At 63.5% G+C, this 19,719-nt stretch carries 15 protein-coding genes; 10 read left to right on the top strand and 5 right to left on the bottom strand.

Going from position 1 to position 19,719, the window contains the following annotated elements; translation table 11 throughout:
• From HHL24_RS23510 to HHL24_RS23500, 3 genes are all read left to right on the top strand, one after another.
• Positions 1-1,419, top strand: coding sequence for an FAD-binding oxidoreductase (locus HHL24_RS23510; RefSeq protein WP_169487771.1), 1,419 nt, complete (start codon positions 1-3; stop codon positions 1,417-1,419).
• A 51-nt stretch (positions 1,420-1,470) separates the two neighbouring features.
• Positions 1,471-2,277: a metallophosphoesterase gene (locus HHL24_RS23505; protein WP_169487770.1), complete on the top strand. Its 807-nt coding sequence runs from the start codon at positions 1,471-1,473 to the stop codon at positions 2,275-2,277.
• Between the two features lie 195 nt (positions 2,278-2,472).
• Positions 2,473-3,192: an SOS response-associated peptidase gene (locus HHL24_RS23500; RefSeq protein ID WP_169487769.1), complete on the top strand. Its 720-nt coding sequence runs from the start codon at positions 2,473-2,475 to the stop codon at positions 3,190-3,192.
• A gap of 140 nt (positions 3,193-3,332) precedes the next feature.
• On the opposite strand, the gene HHL24_RS23495 is transcribed toward HHL24_RS23500, so the two are convergent.
• Positions 3,333-3,491: a hypothetical protein gene (locus HHL24_RS23495; protein ID WP_169487768.1), complete on the bottom strand. Its 159-nt coding sequence runs from the start codon at positions 3,489-3,491 to the stop codon at positions 3,333-3,335.
• Between the two features lie 218 nt (positions 3,492-3,709).
• Positions 3,710-4,648: a LysR family transcriptional regulator gene (locus HHL24_RS23490; RefSeq protein ID WP_169487767.1), complete on the bottom strand. Its 939-nt coding sequence runs from the start codon at positions 4,646-4,648 to the stop codon at positions 3,710-3,712.
• Between the two features lie 223 nt (positions 4,649-4,871).
• Between HHL24_RS23490 and HHL24_RS23485 the strand changes: the two genes are divergently transcribed.
• Genes HHL24_RS23485 through HHL24_RS23470 form a run of 4 tightly spaced genes read left to right on the top strand, consistent with a single transcriptional unit; the run spans position 4,872 to position 9,837 of the window.
• The gene (locus tag HHL24_RS23485; RefSeq protein ID WP_169487766.1) at positions 4,872-6,551 is read left to right on the top strand and encodes an efflux transporter outer membrane subunit; all 1,680 of its coding nucleotides are present in this window, start codon (positions 4,872-4,874) and stop codon (positions 6,549-6,551) included.
• Positions 6,552-6,562: 11 nt separating this feature from the next.
• The gene (locus HHL24_RS23480) at positions 6,563-8,773 is read left to right on the top strand and encodes an FUSC family protein (RefSeq protein WP_169487765.1); all 2,211 of its coding nucleotides are present in this window, start codon (positions 6,563-6,565) and stop codon (positions 8,771-8,773) included.
• Positions 8,763-8,963 (top strand): DUF1656 domain-containing protein, encoded by a 201-nt coding sequence (locus HHL24_RS23475; RefSeq protein WP_169487764.1) that lies wholly within the window; start codon positions 8,763-8,765, stop codon positions 8,961-8,963. Before HHL24_RS23480 ends, HHL24_RS23475 begins: the two co-directional genes overlap by 11 nt.
• Positions 8,964-8,976: 13 nt before the next feature.
• Entirely contained in the window at positions 8,977-9,837 is an 861-nt protein-coding gene (locus tag HHL24_RS23470) for an efflux RND transporter periplasmic adaptor subunit (protein ID WP_169487763.1), read from the top strand.
• A gap of 431 nt (positions 9,838-10,268) precedes the next feature.
• Here the strand turns inward: HHL24_RS23470 and HHL24_RS23465 are convergent, their stop codons facing one another.
• The gene (locus tag HHL24_RS23465; protein ID WP_169487762.1) at positions 10,269-11,948 is read right to left on the bottom strand and encodes a methyl-accepting chemotaxis protein; all 1,680 of its coding nucleotides are present in this window, start codon (positions 11,946-11,948) and stop codon (positions 10,269-10,271) included.
• Between the two features lie 486 nt (positions 11,949-12,434).
• Between HHL24_RS23465 and HHL24_RS23460 the strand changes: the two genes are divergently transcribed.
• Both HHL24_RS23460 and HHL24_RS23455 read left to right on the top strand, forming a co-directional pair.
• Positions 12,435-13,700 carry an MFS transporter gene (locus HHL24_RS23460; protein ID WP_169487761.1) on the top strand — a complete coding sequence of 422 codons (1,266 nt, stop codon included), beginning with the start codon at positions 12,435-12,437 and terminating at the stop codon, positions 13,698-13,700.
• Between the two features lie 295 nt (positions 13,701-13,995).
• Positions 13,996-15,900, top strand: coding sequence for a propionate--CoA ligase (locus HHL24_RS23455; RefSeq protein WP_169487760.1), 1,905 nt, complete (start codon positions 13,996-13,998; stop codon positions 15,898-15,900).
• Here HHL24_RS23455 and HHL24_RS23450 read toward each other — a convergent pair whose 3' ends face one another.
• Both HHL24_RS23450 and HHL24_RS23445 read right to left on the bottom strand, forming a co-directional pair.
• On the bottom strand, positions 15,901-16,803 hold the full coding sequence (locus HHL24_RS23450) for a 5'-methylthioadenosine/adenosylhomocysteine nucleosidase (RefSeq protein WP_206002986.1): 903 nt from the start codon (positions 16,801-16,803) through the stop codon (positions 15,901-15,903).
• Positions 16,800-19,151, bottom strand: a complete 2,352-nt coding sequence (locus tag HHL24_RS23445; protein WP_169487759.1) for a UvrD-helicase domain-containing protein — start codon at positions 19,149-19,151, stop codon at positions 16,800-16,802. The genes HHL24_RS23450 and HHL24_RS23445 overlap by 4 nt, the downstream gene beginning before the upstream one ends.
• Positions 19,152-19,504: 353 nt before the next feature.
• Here HHL24_RS23445 and HHL24_RS23440 point away from each other — a divergent pair.
• On the top strand, positions 19,505-19,719 hold a 215-nt coding region (locus HHL24_RS23440; protein ID WP_230417547.1), incomplete at its 3' end, for a DUF6444 domain-containing protein.

Raw genomic sequence — 19,719 nt, 5'->3', positions numbered from 1 at the left:
ATGACCCAAGCCGCTTTCCTCACCGCTTGCCGCGACACCATCGGCGCCGCCCAGGTACTGACCGACCCGCACGACACCGCCCCCTACTTCACCGACTGGCGCCGCCGCTACACCGGCGCGGCCTGCGCGGTGCTCTGCCCGGCCACACCGGACGAAGTCGCGACGCTCGTCAAACTCGCCGTCGAGCATCGCATCGCGCTGGTGCCGCAAGGCGGCAACACCGGTCTGGCCGGCGGCGCCACGCCGGATGCAAGCGGCGCGCAGGCGGTCATCAGTCTGCGGCGTCTAAACCGCGTGCGTGACATAGATCCGCACAACAACACTATCACCGTCGAAGCCGGTGTCATCCTTGCCGAAGTGCAGAAGCACGCCGAGGAAGCCGGCCGCCTGTTCCCCCTGAGCCTCGCTGCCGAAGGCAGTTGCACGATCGGCGGCAATCTCGCCACCAACGCGGGCGGCACCGGCGTACTGCGCTACGGCAACACGCGCGAGCTGTGCCTGGGCCTCGAAGTGGTCACCCCTCAAGGCGAACTGTGGGACGGCCTGCGCGGACTGCGCAAGGACAACACCGGCTACGATCTGCGCGATCTGTTCATCGGTGCGGAAGGCACGCTCGGCATCATCACCGCCGCCGTGCTCAAGCTGCATCCGCAGCCGGCCGCGCGCGTCACGGCGCTCGCCGCACTCGCGTCGCCGCATGCGGCACTCGATTTCCTGTCGCTCACGCAACGCATTGCCGGGCCGCTTCTGACCGGCTTCGAACTGATGTCGGATTTCTGTCTGCGGCTGGTGGGCCGGCATTTCGAGCAGATGCGCTATCCGTTCGCCGAGCCCCACGCGCAAGTCGTGCTACTGGAACTGTCGGACAGCGAGAGCGAGGAGCACGCGCGCGGACTGTTCGAGCGCCTGATGGAAACCGCGCTCGAAAAAGGCCTGGTCGAAGACGCGGTGGTAGCGGAAAACCTCACGCAGTCGCGGGCATTCTGGAATCTGCGCGAACACATCCCGCTCGCGCAGGCTGAGGAAGGCCTGAACATCAAGCACGATATCGCGGTGCCGATTTCGCGCATCGGACACTTCATCGAGGAAACCGACGCGGCGATCGCGCAAGCCGTGCCGGGCGTGCGCATGGTCACGTTCGGACATCTCGGCGACGGCAACCTGCACTACAACGTGCAGGCGCCCGAGGGCGTCGACGCGAAGGCATTCCTAAAAACCTGGCAAAGCCCGATCAACCAGCTCGTCTACGACAGCGTGCACCGGCATCGCGGCAGCATCAGCGCGGAACACGGCCTCGGCCAGTTGAAAATCGACGAGGCGATGCATTACAAGCAGGACGTCGAGGTGCAGTTGATGCGCGCCGTCAAACGCGCGCTCGACCCGCTGAACCTGATGAATCCGGGCAAGGTGCTACGCTAAGGGTTAAAGCCTTCGTCATCTGGTACGGGGCCCATTGCAGGAGTCGTCGTCGTGAAGATTCGAGTGTTGTCCGATCTGCATCTGGAGAACGACGAGCCCGAGCTGATCCCGCATGCGCACGCGGATCTGATCGTGCTGGCCGGCGACATCCACAATCATGCGGCCGGCCCACGGTGGGCCGCGCAAACCTTCGACGGCGCCGTGCCAGTGGTCTACGTGCCCGGTAATCACGAGTACTACGATGGCGAATTCGGCGCGCTCGAAACGGCCCTCTACGACGCCGCCGCGCAAGTCGACAACGTGCATGTGCTGAACAATGCCGCGCTGGTCGACCCGCAAGGCCGCTGGCGCGTGCTCGGCACCACCTTGTGGACCGATTTCACGTTATTCGGCGCGGATCCTGACACGCTCGCCGAGTCCATCGACGCATCGCGCCGGGTGATGCTCGACTTCCGCGGCCTGATCCAGATGAACTGGCCGCACGACACCCAGGACTCGCCGCGCGACTTTGCCCCTGACGATTCCCTCGCGCTGCACCGGCAGGCGCGCGCCTGGCTCGAAAGCGAGCTGGCGAGGCCGTTCGGCGGCAAGACGATTGTCGTCACGCATCACGCGCCGCATCGGCTGAGTCTGGCCGAGCGCTACGCGGAGGACCGCGTGTCGGCCGGTTTCGTCAATCATTTGCCGGAACTGGTGCGCTCGCCCGTTGCGCTGTGGATTCACGGGCATACGCATACGCCGTTCGATTACACCGTGAACGGCACGCGGGTGGTCTGCAATCCACGCGGCTATCTCGACCGGCGCACCGGTCAGCCGGAGAATCCGCAGTTCGCGTGGGATAAGGTCGTCGAGATATAGCGTCGGCTTGGGGCCGATCTGGGTAGCGCGGCCAAGCGCCACGCACTACGCTGTTGTTGTCATTGAGTTCGGGTCTGGCTGACACATTACTGGCGTGTCGGTGTTAGCGTTGGCGCGCTGGCCGTATCGGTGCCAAATCGCCCGGATAGCCCGAATCGGTCAAACCGCCAGACCGGTGATCTCCGGAGGTCGCTCATGTGTGGTCGAATCAGCCAGTACCGCGATCCAAATCTGTACGCACAGCAGCTTGGCCTCGCCGATCCGCTGATGTTGTTCGATGCCGCCGATCGCCGCCCCGGCTACAACCTCGCGCCGGGAACCCACCCGCTGGCGATTTACCCGGACCAAACGCTGCACGCAATCCACTGGGGTTATTGCCCGCAATGGGCACGCGAGCAGCATCTGCCGCAGACGATCAACGCGCGCGCCGAAACCGCGCCGCAGACGCGCTACTTCAAAGACCTATGGAAAACCGGACGGGTATTGGTGCCGGCGGACGGCTGGTTCGAATGGCGCATGGAAGCGGCGCCCGGAACATCAAACGGGGATAACGCAGCGGAAGCCGACGCAACGGTCCGCCAGCCCTATTTCGTGCATCTGAAAAGCGATGCACCGATGTACCTCGCGGCTTTATCGAGCGTACGCGGCACAGAACCGCAAACGGAAGGCATGGGACTGGTGATCGTGACGGCCACCGCCGACGCGGGTCTGATCGACGTACACGGCCGACGCCCGCTGGTGTTCGCGCCGGAGGCCGCGCGCCGTTGGCTGGATCCGGCGCTGCAGTTCGACGAAATCGAGCAGCTCGCACGCAGTGCCTGCCTGCCCGCCGCGCGGTTTCGCTGGCACCGGGTGAGCCCGGAGGTAGACCGCACGCTCAACGACGAGCCGGGTCTGATCGAAGCGCTGCATTGAACGTGCGGAGCGCGGATCGAAGCGGATCGGCAGCCAGACCGCGACGGCGCGGCAACGCGGAAGACACACCGAAAAAAAAGCAACAGCAAACTCAATCGGCGCACGCCAGGCAACCCGGCGCGCGGACGAGCTTCAGAGCCTCAACGATCGCGCCGTTGTCCCTGCCCATCGGGGCGCTCGACCTTGATCGGCACCAGTTGCGGCTGCTGGTCGCGCAGGCGGCGCAGCAGATCGCGCGATGCGGCGATTCCAATCAGTCCCAGCATGACGGCCACGCCGATCATCAGATGCGTATCCATGAGTTCTCGTCCTTCAATTATTGCGGTTGTTGCGATTTGCCGAACTGCGGCTAATTGAACGCGTCCCGCTGAATGCGGCAGCGCATGAACCACACGTTAGCAAATCGACCGCGGCGCAGAAGTAAGGAAATGTTGCGGCGCGGCACTTATGTAACAGGCAGTCACGCCGCATCTGCATCAAACCGTCAAGAATGGTCAGCCGCCCGTGTGGCGCTGCTTCAGCCACGCGCGAACTGGCGCAATTCTTCCTGGTCGACGGCCAGCGTGGCGGGCAGTTCGTCGCGCAGGAATTCGACCCACGTGCGAATTTTCGCGTCCAGATACTGCCGCGACGGGTACAGCGCATACAGATTCATTTCCTGCGACGTGTATTCCGGCAACAGCCACACGAGTTCACCGCTACGCAAGCCGCTGATCGCCGAGTAGATTGGAATCAGCCCGACCCCCATACCGTTGCACGCCGCGACCGCCATGGCCTCGGCGACATTCACCTGGAAGGTGGCGGGGCCGAGGGCGATCGTTTCCTCGCCGTTCGGGCCGTCGAACGTCCATTTGTCGGTCGGAAACACCGGCGTGACCATTTGCAGGCAGGTGTGGCGCACGAGGTCCGCGGGCGTTTGGGGCACGCCGTGCCGCTCCAGATAAGCCGGCGACGCGCACGCAATGCTGAACGCGCTGCCCAGCCGCTGCGACACCAGGCCCGAATCCGGCAGGCCGGTTGCCAGTGTCAGGGACACGTCAAAACCTTCGTCGAGCAGATCGGGCATGCGCTGCGCGAGCGTCAGTTCGATATGCACGTCCGGATAGCGCTCCTGATAGCGGCCCACCGCCGGCACCACATAGTGCTGGCCGAAGCTCGTCATTGCGTGGACCTTGAGCTTGCCGGACGGACGCGCGTGGGCGTCGCTGGCCTCCGCTTCCGCCTGATCCACGTAAGCGAGGATCTGCTCGCAGCGCTGCAGATAGCGCTCACCCGCCTCGGTCAGCGCGATACGGCGCGTGGTGCGGTTCAACAGACGCGTGCGCAAATGCGCTTCCAGATCAGAAACCGCGCGCGACGCGTAGGCCGTGGTCGTGTTCAGATGCTGCGCGGCACCCGTAAAGCTGCCCGCTTCGACGACGCGGACAAATACGCGCATGTTTTGAAGCGTATCCATACTTTTTCCCTGTCGATCCGGAGTTAGCGCTTTAGCGCTTACTCCGGTCCCATGCAACATAGTTGCAATATAGTTGCGCGAGATCGGTAGCGATTGTTACACGATTCGCAAAGGCGATTGTCTCATATTGCGTAAAAATGCCTTGCATCTTTACCGGTTATTCCCCAATCAATCCAAAAATATAATGGCGCACATGCTTCTATAGCCAATTTTGGAGGAAATCGTGCAGTCTCCGGTACAGAAAGGGGTCGCCGCAGCCGCGGTTCTTACGATCCTATTAACAATCGCCGGCTGTGCCAGTACCGGAGGCATCGCGCCGCAAGACCGCGGAATCGAACCCTCCTCGCTCGACGCAGGCAACGCCATCCGGGCCGCCAACGCGGACGCCCAATGGCCGGCCACCGACTGGTGGCGCGCCTATAACGATCCGCAACTCAATGAGTGGGTCGAAGCCGCGCAGGCGGGCAATCCGAGTCTCGCTGCGGCCCAGGCGCGCGTGCGCGAAGCCATGTCAATGGCGGGCGTCGCCCGTTCGGCGCTGTCGCCGCAAGTGAATGGCAGCCTGTCGATCCAGCGCCAGAAATGGGCCGACAACGTCTATTACGGCCCGGGCCCGCTCGCGGGCGAGCAGTCGTGGAATAACACCGGCACGCTGGGTCTGTCGTACAACCTCGATATCTGGGGCAAGGACAAAAACGCCGCCGAGCGCGCACTCGACGCCGCCCATGCAAGCTCAGCGGATTTCCGCGCCGCCCAGCTCGAACTGGAAGGCAATGTCGTGCGGACGTACATCGAGATGTCGATGAACTACGCGCTGCTCGATATCGCCAAGTCCACGCTGCAGCAACAGCAGCAGATCGTCGACCTGGCGAACCGGCGCCTGAAAGGCGGCATCGGCACCCAGCTCGAAGTAAGCCAGGCCGAAACGCCGATGCCGGAATACGAACGCCAGATCGATGAGATCGAAGAAAAGATCGCACTCGGCCGCAATCAATTGGCCGCACTGGCCGGCAAGGGTCCTGGCGCGTGTGACACGATCCAGCGTCCGACGCTCTCGCTCGACAACGCACCCGCCGGTCTGCCAAGCGCACTGCCTGCGGATCTGATCGGCCATCGGCCGGACGTGGTCGCGGCACGCTGGACGGTAGCGGCGCAAGCGCGCGGCATCGACGTCGCCAAGGCCAGCTTCTATCCGGACATCAACCTGCTGGCGTCGATCGGCGGATATGCCGCAATGGGGCCGCTGTTCCAGTTCCTGAAAGACCCGTCGCATAGCTGGAGCGCGGGTCCGGCGCTGTCGCTGCCGATCCTCGACGGCGGACGTCTGCGCTCGCAGCTCGGCGCGGCGTCGGCAGGGTACGACGAGGCAGTCGATCGCTATAACCAGTCGATCGTCGGCGCGCTGAAGGACATCTCCGATCAGGTGATCCGGATCCGTTCGCTCGCCACCCAGGCGCAAGACGCCAACCGTTCGGTCGCGGCGGCTCGCAAGAACTACGACCTCGCGCGCGAAGGGTATCGGCGCGGTTTGACCGACTATTTGAACGTGCTGATCGCGCAAAGCCAGTTGCTGCGCGCACAGGAAGGCGTCGCGAAGATTCAGGCCGAGCGGCTCGGCGCGCATGCGTCGCTGGTCACGGCATTGGGTGGTGGACTCGACGAACCGGCCAATGGTCCTCAGGCGAACGAGACGCTGCCGGCGCATGGGAAGGGCAAGAGCCAGCCGGCGGCAAGCGCGGCCACGGCTACGGCTGCATCGGGCGCCTCGGCGCAAACGGCCTCGCCTGACCACGCAGCGACCGCCGTACCGGCCCCGGCTGGTCATGCGGCGGCCACTGCACCGGCCTCGACCGGCACCACGCACGCACAGGGCCCGTCCACCAACGCGTCCGCGGCTGAGTAAGGAAGCCGACCATGTCAGCCTCCCCCTCTCCCGCCCCGCGCCCGGCATCGTTTGCCGCGCTCTACTCAGCCGCCGCCGACTGGGCGCGCACCGACGGTCTCACGTGGGTCTATCTGTTCAAAGCGCTCGCTGCCTGCTTTCTGGCGCTCGGCATCGCGATGAAACTCGACCTGCCGCAACCGCGCACCGCCATGACCACCGTGTTCATCGTGATGCAGCCGCAAAGCGGGATGGTGTTCGCCAAGAGCTTCTACCGGATCTGCGGCACGCTGGTCGGTCTCGTCGTGATGCTGGCGTTGATCGGCCTGTTCGCGCAGCAGCCGGAGATGTTCATCGTCACGACCGCGATCTGGGTCGGCATCTGCACCGCGGGCGCCGCGCGCAATCGCAACTTCAAGTCTTATGGTTTCGTGCTGGCCGGCTATACCGCCGCGCTGATCGGTATTCCGGCCTCGCAGCATCCGGACGGCGCGTTCCTGAGCGCGCTCACGCGGGTGGCTGAAGTGGTGGTCGGCATAGTCTGCGCGGGCGCCGTCAGCGGGCTGGTGTTTCCGCAATTCGCCGGTTTGCAGATGCGCAGCACCGTGCGCGCGCGTTTCTCGGCGTTCGTCGAGTATGTGTCGGCCTCGCTGGCCGGCCGCAACGACCGCGCGCAGATCGAAGCGACCAACGCACGCTTCGTCGCCGACATCGTCGGTTTCGAAGCGGCGCGCAGTGTTGCCGTATTCGAAGGCCCCGATTCGCGGATGCGCGGCGGCCGTCTGGCGCGTCTGAACAGCGAGTTCATGACCGCCTCGACGCGCTTTCACGCGCTGCATCAGTTGATGAACCGGCTGCGCGATACGAACACGAGCGGCGCGACGGTCGCGGTCGAAGCGCTGGAGCCGTACTTCAAGGAAATCGCCCCGTTGCTCGCGAAATCCGGCGAACCGGTGTTGAGCGCCGCGGACGCCGCGCACGCCGCCGCGCAACTCGACGCGTACAAGGCGAACCTGCCCAAGCGGATGCGCGCAACACGCGCCGCCCTGGAAACGCAGCCGGACGCACCGCTGCTCGACTTCGACACCGGCGCTGAACTGCTGTACCGCTTCATCGACGATCTGCACGCGTATGCGGCCACCTATGCATCGCTTGCTGTCGACACGCACGAACGCGAGCGCTGGATTGAGCGTTACGAACCGAAAACGAATGGCATTGCAGCGGGCGTCGCCGGCTTGCGGGCGGCCATCGTCATGATCGTGCTCGGCGCGTTCTGGATCGCGACCGCGTGGCCAAGCGGCTCGACCTTGACGTTGGACGCCGCTGCGGTGTGCGCACTGGCGTCGTCGTCGCCGAATCCGAAGCGCACGGCGTTCCAGATGGCCGGCGGCACGCTGGTCGCCTCGGTGATGGGCATGATCGCGGTGTACGGCGTGTATCCGCACATCGACGGCTTTCCCCTGCTGTGCGCTGCGCTCACGCCGTTCCTGCTGCTCGGCGTGTTCATGACGACGCGCCCGGCGCTGGCCGGCTACGGCGTCGGCTACTGCATCTTCTTCTGTTTCCTGGCCGGTCCGGACAACCTGATTCACTACGATCCGAGCGGCACCATTAACGACGCGATTGCGCTGGTGCTGTCGATGCTGGTGTGCGCGATCGCCTTTGCCGTGCTGCTGCCGCCTTCGACGCCGTGGCTGCGCAACCGCCTGCTGGTGGACCTGCGCCGCCAGGTGACGCTGGCGAGCCGGGCGGGCATGCGCCGGGTGCGTTCGCGCTTCGAGAGCGGCGCACGCGATCTGATGTTCCAGATTAACGCGCTCGCGCAGAACGAACCCGAGCTCAAGCGCGACACCTTGCGCTGGCTCTTCTCGGTGCTCGAAGTGGGCAACGCGGTGATCGATCTGCGCCGCGAAGTGGCGGCGCTGCCCGCCGATGCGCGCTACGGGAAAACGATGCCGTGGCGCGTCACATTGCGTGCGATGCGCGACGCTGTGACCGCGCTTTTTGAACGGCCGCGTGCGGACCGTTTCGACCGCGCGCTCGCCGCCACCACCGATGCGATTGCCGCAGTTCAACAGATGCTGGCCACCTTCACGCCACCGCGTGAGGAGCGGCATCGGCTGCAACGCATTCTGAGTCAACTGCATTTCATTCGTACCGCGCTGCTCGATCCGCAATCTCCGCTTGAACCGCTGATGAGCGGACGTGCCGACGCGTCAGAAGGAGTTCGTCATGCCACGTGATATCGCCGTTTTCGACGCCTACGTGCCGGCCATTGTGCTGTTGTTTATCGCGGGCGCCGCACTTACCTGGGTGTTGGACCGCGTGATTGCCTACACAGGCGTGTATCGCGTGGTGTGGCATCCGTCCTTGTTCCGGGCCAGCTTGCTCGTGTGTGTGTGCGGCGCGCTGGGTCTCGCCGTTTATCGTTGATCAGAGTCGAAACATGACCATCCGAAATATTGTTGGCTTCGTCGCGACAGCCATTATTTTTATCGTCGCGATTTTGATTGGGCGCGTGTTGTGGGTTCATTACATGGATGAGCCGTGGACACGTGATGGGCGCGTGCGCGCTGAGATTGTGAATGTGGCGCCGGATGTTTCCGGCGCGGTCGTCGATTTGCCTGTTAAGGACAATCAACTGGTGAAGAAGGGGGATCTGTTGATGCAGATCGATCCTTCACACTATCAGATTGCTGTTGAGCAGGCGCAAGCTGCTGTTGCCGCGCGTCAGGCCGAGTTGCAGATGAAGCGGGATGATGCGCAGCGGCGTGCGGATATGGATGCTTTGGTTGTGTCCAAGGAGAGTCGTGAGAATGCTACGCACACTGCTTCTGCTGCTGAGGCTTCTTATCAGCAAGCGCTGGCTGCGCTTGATGCCGCCAAGTTGAATCTCGAGCGGACTCGGGTTGTGTCACCGGTTGATGGTTATGTCACTAACCTGAATGTATTCCGCGGGGATTATGCGACTGCTGGGGCTGCCAAGCTGGCGATTGTCGATAGTCACTCGTTCTGGGTTTATGGGTATTTTGAGGAGACTAAGCTTCCTCATGTTCGTATCGGTGATAAGGCTGAAGTTCGGCTGATGAGTGGGGGCACGCTGCAAGGGCATGTCGAGAGCATCTCTCGAGGGATCTATGATCGGGATAATCCCGAAAGCCGTGAGCTGCTGGCTGATGTGAATCCGACCTTCAATTGGGTTCGGTTGGCGCAGCGCGTACCCGTGCGGGTGAAGATTGATTCTGTGCCTGATGGGGTTGTGCTTGCGGCTGGGATTACTTGTACTGTTGTTGTTAAGCCGAGCTGAGTTGTTTGCATTCGCGGCGCTTGGTGTCTGTGCGCTTGTTGTCTGTGCGCTTAGGGTGTTGGCCTTTCCTTGATTTGTTAGTGGTCTATTAGCGTCGCCCCTGTGCGGGGCAGGCACTTACTTTCTTTGCCGCCGCAAAGAAAGTAAGCAAAGAAAGCGGCTCGAACCGCTCATGCTAAGTGGGCACCCTTGCCTGGAGGGGGTAGTGGCTCCGTGGAATCCGGGCCCTCGCACCTTCGAGCGTTAGTGACAAAGGCATCATCAGCTCCCACTCCGCACTCCGTGCGTCGCGGATGGGTCTGCATGGGAAACCAGGGGCTTCGTTTCGGCACGGTGGGGGCCGTCGGCTTCGCCTCGGCGACGCTGCGCGTGCCGGGCGGTACTTCAGTCGCTGGCTTCATTTCCGAGGCTCGGCACGGTGCTTCGCCGTTTTATAGCCTGAACTTGCCGACCATCTGCTTCAAGCCGCGCGCCTGGTCATCCAACGACCGGGCAGCCGCTGTGGCCTGCTCCACCAGCGCAGCGTTCTGCTGGGTGCCCGAGTCCATCTGCGTTACCGCAAGGTTGATCTCCTCGATGCCCGCGCTCTGCTCAGACGACGCCGCCGAAATCTCGCCCATGATGTCAGTCACGCGCTTCACCGCCTTGACCACTTCGTCCATGGTCTGTCCGGCATCCTGGGCCAATGTCGACCCGTTGCTCACTCGCTCCACCGACGTACTGATCAAGCCTTTGATTTCCTTGGCAGCACCGGCGCTCCGCTGAGCCAGATTCCGCACTTCCGCCGCCACCACCGAAAACCCGCGTCCTTCCTCGCCGGCCCGCGCAGCTTCCACCGCGGCGTTCAACGCGAGAATGTTGGTCTGGAATGCAATCCCCTCGATCACGCCAATGATGTCGCCAATGCTCCGCGCGCTATCGTTAATCTCGTTCATCGTCGCAACCACCCGGCTCACTACGTCGCCGCCCTTCTCGGCAATCGCCGAAGCATTGTTGGCCAGCGTGCTCGCCTGCTTCGCGTTGTCGGCGTTCTGTCTGACAGTGGAGGTCAACTGCTCCATGCTGCTCGCCGTGCGCTCGAGCGCCATCGCCTGCTGCTCGGTGCGCTGCGACAGGTCTAGATTGCCCATCGAAATTTCGCCCGACGCGGTCGCAATCGCGTCCGCACTGGACGCAATGTCGGAAACCGTCGTCGCGAGGCCGCTTTGCATGTCGTGCAGCGCGTACAGCATGCTCGACTTGTCCTTGCGGCCCAACACAATCTGATTCGACAGATCGCCCGCCGCGATCCGGCTGGCAATTTCCTTTGCGTACGCCGGCTCGCCGCCGAGCTGGCCGGCAAGGCGTCGCACCACCCACTCGCTAATGCCGAACGCCAACGCGATCAGCGCAACCGTCATCACCGCAATCATCACGAACGAGGAGTGGAAGATAAAACCCGACGCCTCGATGGTCGCCTTCGCGGCCGTGCCACGCTGCGCAACGAGCTCGTCGACGAGTTTTTCAAGCTTGCCGGTCTCGACCAGCAGCGAAACGTCCTGCGTGCCGACCTGCCAGTTCATCTGCGAAAGATCGAGCGGCTGCGCTTTCACGAGTGTCACGAAGTCACGCAAGTGGCCGCTCCACACCCCGACGGCAGCGGCAAATTTCTTCTGCTGGTCGACTGCCTTGGCGTCGGATGTGTCGACGTACTGTTGCAGCGTGCTGAGTTCCGTAGCAAGACCGCTCAAGCCCTTGTCGATGTCGGCGCCGAGATCGTCGCGCTCCTTGGCAGTGGTCGCGGTAAGCAGCATCTTTTGCGCGCGGCTTGCGCGCAGCATGTGGCCACGCGCCTCTTCGGCAGCGCGGCTCGCGACGTGCCCCTGGTCGTAGATCGATTGCGCGGAGGCGTTCAGGCGGCTGATCTGAGCCAGCGAAAATACGCCGATCACGAGCGTGCCGATCAGCAGCACGGCAAACGCAAGCCGCAACGTCGCCTTCACCGACAAGCCCTTGAGCCGCACGGCACGCGAGCGGCTGCCCTGTCCACGCGATGGCGACGGCTTGCCCGCCGCTTCCCCTTCCGGTACGAACCCCGCGCCCGTCTGGCCGCCCAGCGAAACTGCTTTCATATTCCTCGTCCCCACGTATCGAACTGCCGGAAAGGTCGGTTCCGGCATTCATGCTTATCTCTCCGGGTCTACGGCATAAACGTCTGCAATCTTTAACGTCGCTCGTGTCACGCCGATCGTCGCGCCCGGTCCTCGGCGCATTGCTTTGTAAGCTTCGCGCCCGCGACCGTTTTATACATGGCCAAAAATCCCCGAACCGCATTTATCAGACGGCTTGCCAACCACGCGTGCTACTGGCAACCCACTCGCCGCGAGCACCCCCGCGGTGCACCCGAGGCCCGATTTCCGCGCAGCCGTGTCGCCCCGACAGACCCGTATGTGTCCGATTCGCGACAAAACTTGTCCTTACATTTCATCGAAGCCACATTAAACTTCGACAAATAGCTGAAAACGCCGGACGCCGCGTCGAAATGCCGCACCGGTCGAACAGGCGGCCCGCAGCCTTAAATCATGACCATTCACCCTCTCTTCTCTCTCATCTAGCGTATGGAAACGAGCCTCGATAAAAGCGCCCTCGCCGGCGCCTCAGCCTCTGCCGCCGGTTCTGCCAGCCCCGGTGCCGTAGCGCAGCCCGCTAAAGTCCAGCGCACGGTCTACTCCGTGCTGGGTGCGATCAGCTTTTCGCACCTGCTCAACGACATGATCCAGTCGTTGATTCTGGCGATCTACCCGATGCTGAAAGACAACTTTTCGCTGTCGTTCGGGCAGATCGGCCTGATTACGCTGACCTATCAAATCACCGCGTCGCTGCTGCAACCGCTTGTCGGCACCTATACCGACAAGCATCCGAAGCCGTATTCGCTGCCCGTCGGCATGGGCTTCACGCTCGCCGGCTTGCTGCTGATGTCGGTTGCGCCGAATTTCGGCGTGCTGCTGGTCGCGGCTGCGCTGGTTGGCTGCGGCTCGTCGGTGTTCCATCCGGAATCGTCGCGGGTGGCGCGCATGGCCTCGGGCGGCCGCCACGGTCTGGCGCAGTCGCTGTTCCAGGTGGGCGGCAATGCGGGTTCGTCGCTCGGGCCGTTGCTCGCCGCGTTGATCGTGATTCCGCACGGCCAGCGCAGCATCGCGTGGTTCTCGGTGGCGGCGCTGGTCGCGATCGTCGTGCTCACGCAGATCGGCCGCTGGTACAAGCAGCATCCCGCTGTGAAGAAGGCGCGCAGCCAGGTCGGTCACGCGACGCTGTCGCGCAATCAGGTCATGTTCGCGATGGGCGTGCTGATGCTGCTGGTGTTCTCGAAGTACTTTTACCTCGCCAGCATCAACAGCTATTTCACGTTCTATCTGATCGACAAGTTCCATCTGCCGGTGCAGGCCGCGCAGGTCCACCTGTTCGTGTTCCTCGCGGCGGTCGCGGCAGGCACGGTAATCGGTGGTCCGATCGGCGACAAGATCGGCCGTAAGTATGTGATCTGGGTGTCGATCCTCGGCGTCGCACCGTTCACGTTGCTGCTGCCGTACGCCAACCTGTTCTGGACCGGCGTGCTGACGGTGATCATCGGTATCGTGCTGGCTTCGGCGTTCTCGGCGATCCTCGTCTATGCGCAGGAACTGATTCCCGGCAAGGTGGGGATGGTCGCGGGCCTCTTCTTCGGTTTTGCGTTCGGGATGGGCGGGATCGGCGCTGCCGTGCTCGGGCAGTTGGCCGATGCCACCAGCATCACCTATGTGTATAAGGTCTGCTCGTTCCTGCCGCTGATCGGCGTGCTGACGGTGTTTTTGCCGAATGTCGAAGGCACGCGCGCGAAAGCGTGATGAGCTTCTCCGGAAGTGAATGAGGAAAAAGGCGCTGCGGCGCCTTTTTCTTTGGCGCGGCGGGTTTGCCGGTGGCCTTTGCGTGGATTGCACGGCGCTGCCATCGCCGCAGCTTTGGCCAAGTCAGTTCGGCGTCGCGCCAGGCCGAGCGCGGTGGCGCTCATGGTGAACCCGCGTTGTCCGCACAACCACGCGTGCTCTATGCTTGTGCGGAGGTACGCACTACTCTCTCGCCGCGCCCAACAGCCGTACGACTCGCCATCCGTTCACTCACGCAGCAGAAGGATCGCCGCCGATGACCAGCTACCGCGACTTCCACCGCCGTTCGATCGAGCAACCCGAGGCATTCTGGCGTGAACAGGCGCAGCGGATTCATTGGCAAACGCCGTTCGATACAGTGCTCGACCGCTCGAATCCGCCGTTCGCGCGCTGGTTCGTCGGCGGCCGCACGAACCTGTGCCATAACGCGGTGGACCGGCATCTGGTCGATCGTCCGCAGCAGAACGCGCTGGTGTACGTATCGACGGAAACCGGCATCGAGCGGCGCTACACCTACGCCGAGCTCTACGCGGAAATCAACCGCATGGCCGCGGCAATGCGCTCGCTGGGCGTGAAGCGCGGCGACGTCGTGCTGCTCTATCTGCCGATGATCCCCGAAGCGCTGTTCGCGATGCTTGCATGCGCGCGGCTCGGCGCGATTCACTCCGTGGTGTTCGGCGGCTTCGCGGCCGCCAACCTGGCGGCTCGCATCGACGATGCGAAGCCTGTGCTGATCGTGACCGCCGACGCCGGCGCACGCGGCGGCAAGGTGATCGACTACACGCCGCTGGTGGACGAGGCGCTCGCGCGCGCGACCCATAAAACGCCGCACGTGCTGCTGATCGACCGGCAACTCGCACCCGAGCGCCTGAACGCGAGCTATCTGGTCGCCTACGAGCCATTGCGCGAACAGTTTTTCGATGCGCATGTGCCATGCGAATGGCTCGAATCGAATGAGCCGTCTTATGTGCTGTACACCTCGGGCACCACCGGCAAGCCGAAGGGTGTCCAGCGCGACGTCGGCGGCTATGCGGTGGCGCTGGCGGCATCGATGGAACACATCTTTCAGGGCAAGGCCGGCGACACGATGTTCACCGCGTCGGACGTGGGCTGGGTGGTCGGCCACAGCTACATCGTCTATGCGCCGCTGATCGCGGGCCTCACTACCGTGATGTACGAAGGCACGCCGATTCGTCCGGACGGCGGCATCTGGTGGCGCCTCGTCGAACAGTACAAGATCAATCTGATGTTCACCGCGCCGACCGCGCTGCGCGTGCTGAAAAAGCAGGACCCGGCGCTGTTGAAAAAATCCGATCTATCGAGCCTGCGCACGCTGTTCCTCGCCGGCGAGCCGCTCGACGAACCGACCGCCGCATGGATCACCGACGCGCTCGGCAAGCCCGTGATCGACAACTACTGGCAGACCGAAACCGGCTGGCCGATGCTGGCGATTCCGCGCGGCGTCGAAGCCCTGCCCACCAAGCTCGGCTCGCCGGGCGTGCCATCGGCCGGTTTCAATCTGACCTTGCGTAACGAACTGACGGGCGAGCCCTGCCCGCCCGGCGAAAAAGGTGTGCTCACGCTGGGATATCCGCTGCCGCCGGGCTGCATGTCGACGGTGTGGGGCGACGACAAGCGCTTTATCAGCACGTACTGGTCGAGCATTCCGAACCAGCGGGCCTACTCGACCTTCGATTGGGGCATCCAGGATGACGACGGTTACGTGACGATCCTCGGCCGCACTGACGACGTGATCAATGTCGCCGGCCATCGGCTCGGCACGCGCGAGATCGAGGAAGCGTTGTCGAGCCACGCGGCGGTCGCTGAAGTGGCCGTGGTCGGCGTAACGGATGCGCTAAAGGGTCAGGCGGCAATGGCCTTTGTCGTGCTGCGCGACGCGCAAGCCTATGCAGACGATAAGGCGAGGTCCAGGCTGGAAGCCGAACTCACCGCGACGGTCGACCGCCAGCTCGGCGCGATTGCGCGGCCGGCGCGCGTGGTGGTGGTGTCGATGCTGCCGAAGACGCGCTCGGGTAAGCTGCTGCGCCGCGCGATTGCGGCGCTCGCGGAAGGACGCGAGCCGGGCGATCTGCCGACGATCGAGGACCCGGCGGCTTTGCAGCAGGTGCGCGAGGCGCTGGGAGATTCAACCAAGCACTAATCACGCGCGACGCGCCTCCAGAAACCGCGTCAGGATCGCGTTCGAATACGTCCCGGCGATCTCCGTCAGAAACGACACGAACGATTGCGGCGCGTGATCGTCGGCGGTGTCGGAGATGGTGCGCACCACCGCGCACGGCACGCCGTACTCGTAACAGACCTGCGCGATCGCCGCGCCTTCCATCTCGACCGCGAGCGCATCCGGCAGTGCATCGCGCAGGGCCTTGACGCCCGATGCACTCGCGACGAACTGATCTCCGCTGATGATCAAGCCGCGATGTACGCGCGGCTCGCGCGTGCCGAAGCGCGCCGCCGACGCGGCGCCCTCTTCAGCGACAAAACGCTCGCATGCCGCGGCCAGTTGATCGGCGAGCGCCTCATTGGCTGCGAAGTGCGACACGCCGAGCAGCGGCACCTCGAATCGCGGAAACAACGGCGACGCGTCGAGATCGTGCTGCATCAGCGCGTTGGCGACAACGATATCGCCGACCCGCACCTCGGTCCCCACGCCGCCGGCGACACCCGTAAACACGACCGCCTCGACGTCGAACGCATGGATCAAGGCGCTGACAGTGGCCGCCGCCGCGACCTTGCCGACGCGCGCCAGTGTCACAACGCAAGGCGCGCCGTGCACGGTGCCGAGGTGATAGTCGCGTTGACCGTGGGTGATGGTGCGCACGCCGGATTCAGCGCGCATCGCGTCGATCAGATCGCCGAGTTCCTGCGGCAAGGCGGCCAGAATGCCAAGCGGACGATGCGAAACCGGCGCGCCGCTGCGGATTGGATCGATACCAACCGTACCGGCAGCAACCGAACCTGAACGTGTTGCACTGACGGTAGCCAAACCTGAACCTGTCGCGTCTGCGCCGTTCGCCCCCACCCCGCTCATCCCGCCCGCGCTCATTCGACCGCCTGCAATTTGGCGACCGCAAGCGCCAGCCACTTCTCGCCGTGCCGCTTGAATTTGACCTGGGCCTTGGCATCCGTGCCGCCACCTTCAAGCGCCGTGATCGTGCCTTCCCCGAACTTGGTGTGGAACACCTGCTGGCCGACGCGAAAACCCGTCTCAGCCGCACGCTGTTCGTTCGCAAAGGCCGGCAACGGCGCCGGCGTCGACGACACAGCGCCCGTGTAACCCGGCCGCGCGAACCAGTCGCGACCATAGCCGGCATTATCCGAGCGGCCGCCCCAACGCGCGCCCGCCTCGACCTTCGGCGTGAGCCACTTGAGGGTTTCCTGCGGCAGTTCGTCGAAGAAGCGCGAGCGGATGTTGTAGCGCGTCTGACCGTGCAGCATCCGGCTCTGCGCAAACGACAGATACAAACGCTCCTTGGCCCGCGTGATCGCCACGTACATCAGACGACGCTCTTCTTCCAGGCCGTCCGACTCCATCGCGCTGTTTTCATGGGGGAACAGCCCTTCTTCGAGTCCGGTGATGAACACCGCCGTGAATTCGAGGCCCTTGGCGGCGTGCACCGTCATCAACTGCACGGCTTCCTGACCGGCTTGTGCCTGGTTGTCACCCGCTTCCAGCGATGCGTGCGACAGGAAACCGGCGAGCGGCGTCATCGTGTCCGGGTTTTGCGCCGGATCGACGATGCTGGGTGCGTCCAGCACGACGGTATTCGGATCGTCGGTGGCGACGGCCAACTCCGGCGCCGCGGTCGCACCTGGGCGCAGCGGAATCGAGCGCGCCGGCGTATCCATGCCGTAGCCTTCTTCGCTGACGAAAGCAGCGGCCGCGTTGACCAGTTCCTGCAAGTTCTCCAGCCGGTCCTGGCCTTCGCGTTCGTTCTGATAGAACTCCGTGAGGCCGCTCGTGCGAACCACGTATTCGACCGTTTCCGGCAGGCTCATCTGCTGCGTTTCCGCGCGCATCCTGCCGATCAGGTTCGCGAAGCTGGCGAGGCTCGACCCCGCCTTACCCGCGACATACGGAATTGCCGCGGCCATCGAGCAGTTGTACAGGCGCGCCGCATCAGCAAGTTGCTCGATCGAGCGCGCACCGATGCCGCGTGTGGGGAAATTGACGACGCGGGCGAACGCGGTGTCGTCGTTCGGATTGTCGATCAGGCGCAGATAGGCGAGCGCGTGCTTGACTTCCTGGCGCTCGAAAAAGCGCAGACCGCCGTACACCTTGTACGCGATGCCCGCATTGACCAGCGTATGTTCGATCGTGCGCGACTGCGCGTTGCTGCGATACAGGATGGCGATTTCGCTGCGCGACGTGCCGGTGCTGATCAGCGCCTTGATTTCCTCGACGATCCAGCCGGCTTCCTGCGTATCAGTGGCGGACTCGTAGACGCGCACCGGTTCGCCGTGACCCGCGTCGGTCCGCAGATTCTTGCCCAGACGCCGCGAGTTATTGGCGATCAGCTGATTGGCCGCGTCGAGAATATGGCCGTGCGAGCGGTAGTTCTGCTCCAGCTTGATCATGTGCCGGACGTTGAACTCGTGTTCGAAGTCGCGCATATTGCCGACGTTCGCGCCGCGGAAGGCGTAGATCGACTGGTCGTCGTCGCCGACCGCGAAGATCGAGTTGGTCTGCCCGGCCAGCATCTTCAGCCACGCATATTGCAGCTTGTTGGTGTCCTGGAACTCGTCGACGAGAATGTGCCTGAAGCGCGCCTGATAGTGGGCGCGCAGCGGCGGATTGTGCGCGAGCAGTTCAAAACAGCGCAGCAGCAGTTCCGGGAAGTCGACCACGCCTTCGCGCTGGCATTGCTGGTCGTAGGCTTCGTAAAGTTCGACGAATTTGCGGTTGAAGTTGTCGGTGGCGTCGACGTCTTTCGGCCGCAGGCCTTGTTCTTTGGAATTGTTGATGAAGTACTGGAGATTTTTCGCTGGGTACTTTTCATCGTCGATGTTAAGGCCCTTCATCAGACGCTTGATCGCGGACAGCTGGTCCGCGGTATCGAGAATCTGGAAGGTGGCGGGCAGGCCCGCGTCGCGATGGTGCGCGCGGAGCATGCGGTTGCACAGGCCGTGGAAGGTGCCGATCCACATGCCTCGCGTATCGATCGGCAAGAGTGCCGAAAGACGCGACATCATTTCGCGGGCGGCTTTATTGGTGAAGGTCACCGCGAGGATGGTGGCGGGCGACGCCAGACCGTGCTGGATGAGCCACGCGATCCGCGTGATGAGGACGCGGGTTTTGCCGCTGCCCGCGCCGGCAAGGATGAGCGCTGGCTCGTTGGGGAGCGTGACGGCGGCGTGTTGTTCGGGGTTTAGATTGGCTAGCAGATCGGGCATTTTTTGGGAGGACGGCGAGGGCGTTCGACATTATAGGCCCCTCCGGGGCTGGGGTTTTTTTGGGTTGTTTGACTGTTTGGCGGGGCGGGTGGCTATGGTGGTGGCGTTTCCCTAGCTTTGTGCCTTCGCGGCGCTTGTTTGTCTGTATGCCCGGGGCGTTGGCCTTTTCCTGGTCTGTTTGTCTGTGCGGCGCTTTCCGTCTGTGCGCTTACGGCGTTGGCCTTTCCTTGAATTGTTATTGGTCTATTAGCGTCGCCCCTGTGCGGGGCGGCACTTACTTTCTTTGCCGCCGCGTAACTATTCAGCGCTTGTAAACTGCAGCCAGGCTGTGCATAGTGAAGGACATGACGAAGATGCCTGATTTCAAAGACCTCACACACGAACAGAAGGACGCGCTCATCGTTGATCTCGTGAAGCGTCTGAACGCGCTCGAAGCGAAACTCGAGAAGAACAGTCGTAACTCCAGCAAGCCGCCCTCAAGCGATGGGCCCGGGCGCAAGCCGAAGTCGTTGCGCGGCACGAGCGGGGCAAAGCCTGGCGCGCAGCCGGGGCATAAGGGCAAGACGCT

It is taken from the genome of Paraburkholderia polaris, from assembly GCF_012927345.1.
GTDB classification, from domain to species: Bacteria; Pseudomonadota; Gammaproteobacteria; order Burkholderiales; family Burkholderiaceae; genus Paraburkholderia; species Paraburkholderia polaris.
This window is presented reverse-complemented; position numbering and strand designations above follow the sequence as displayed.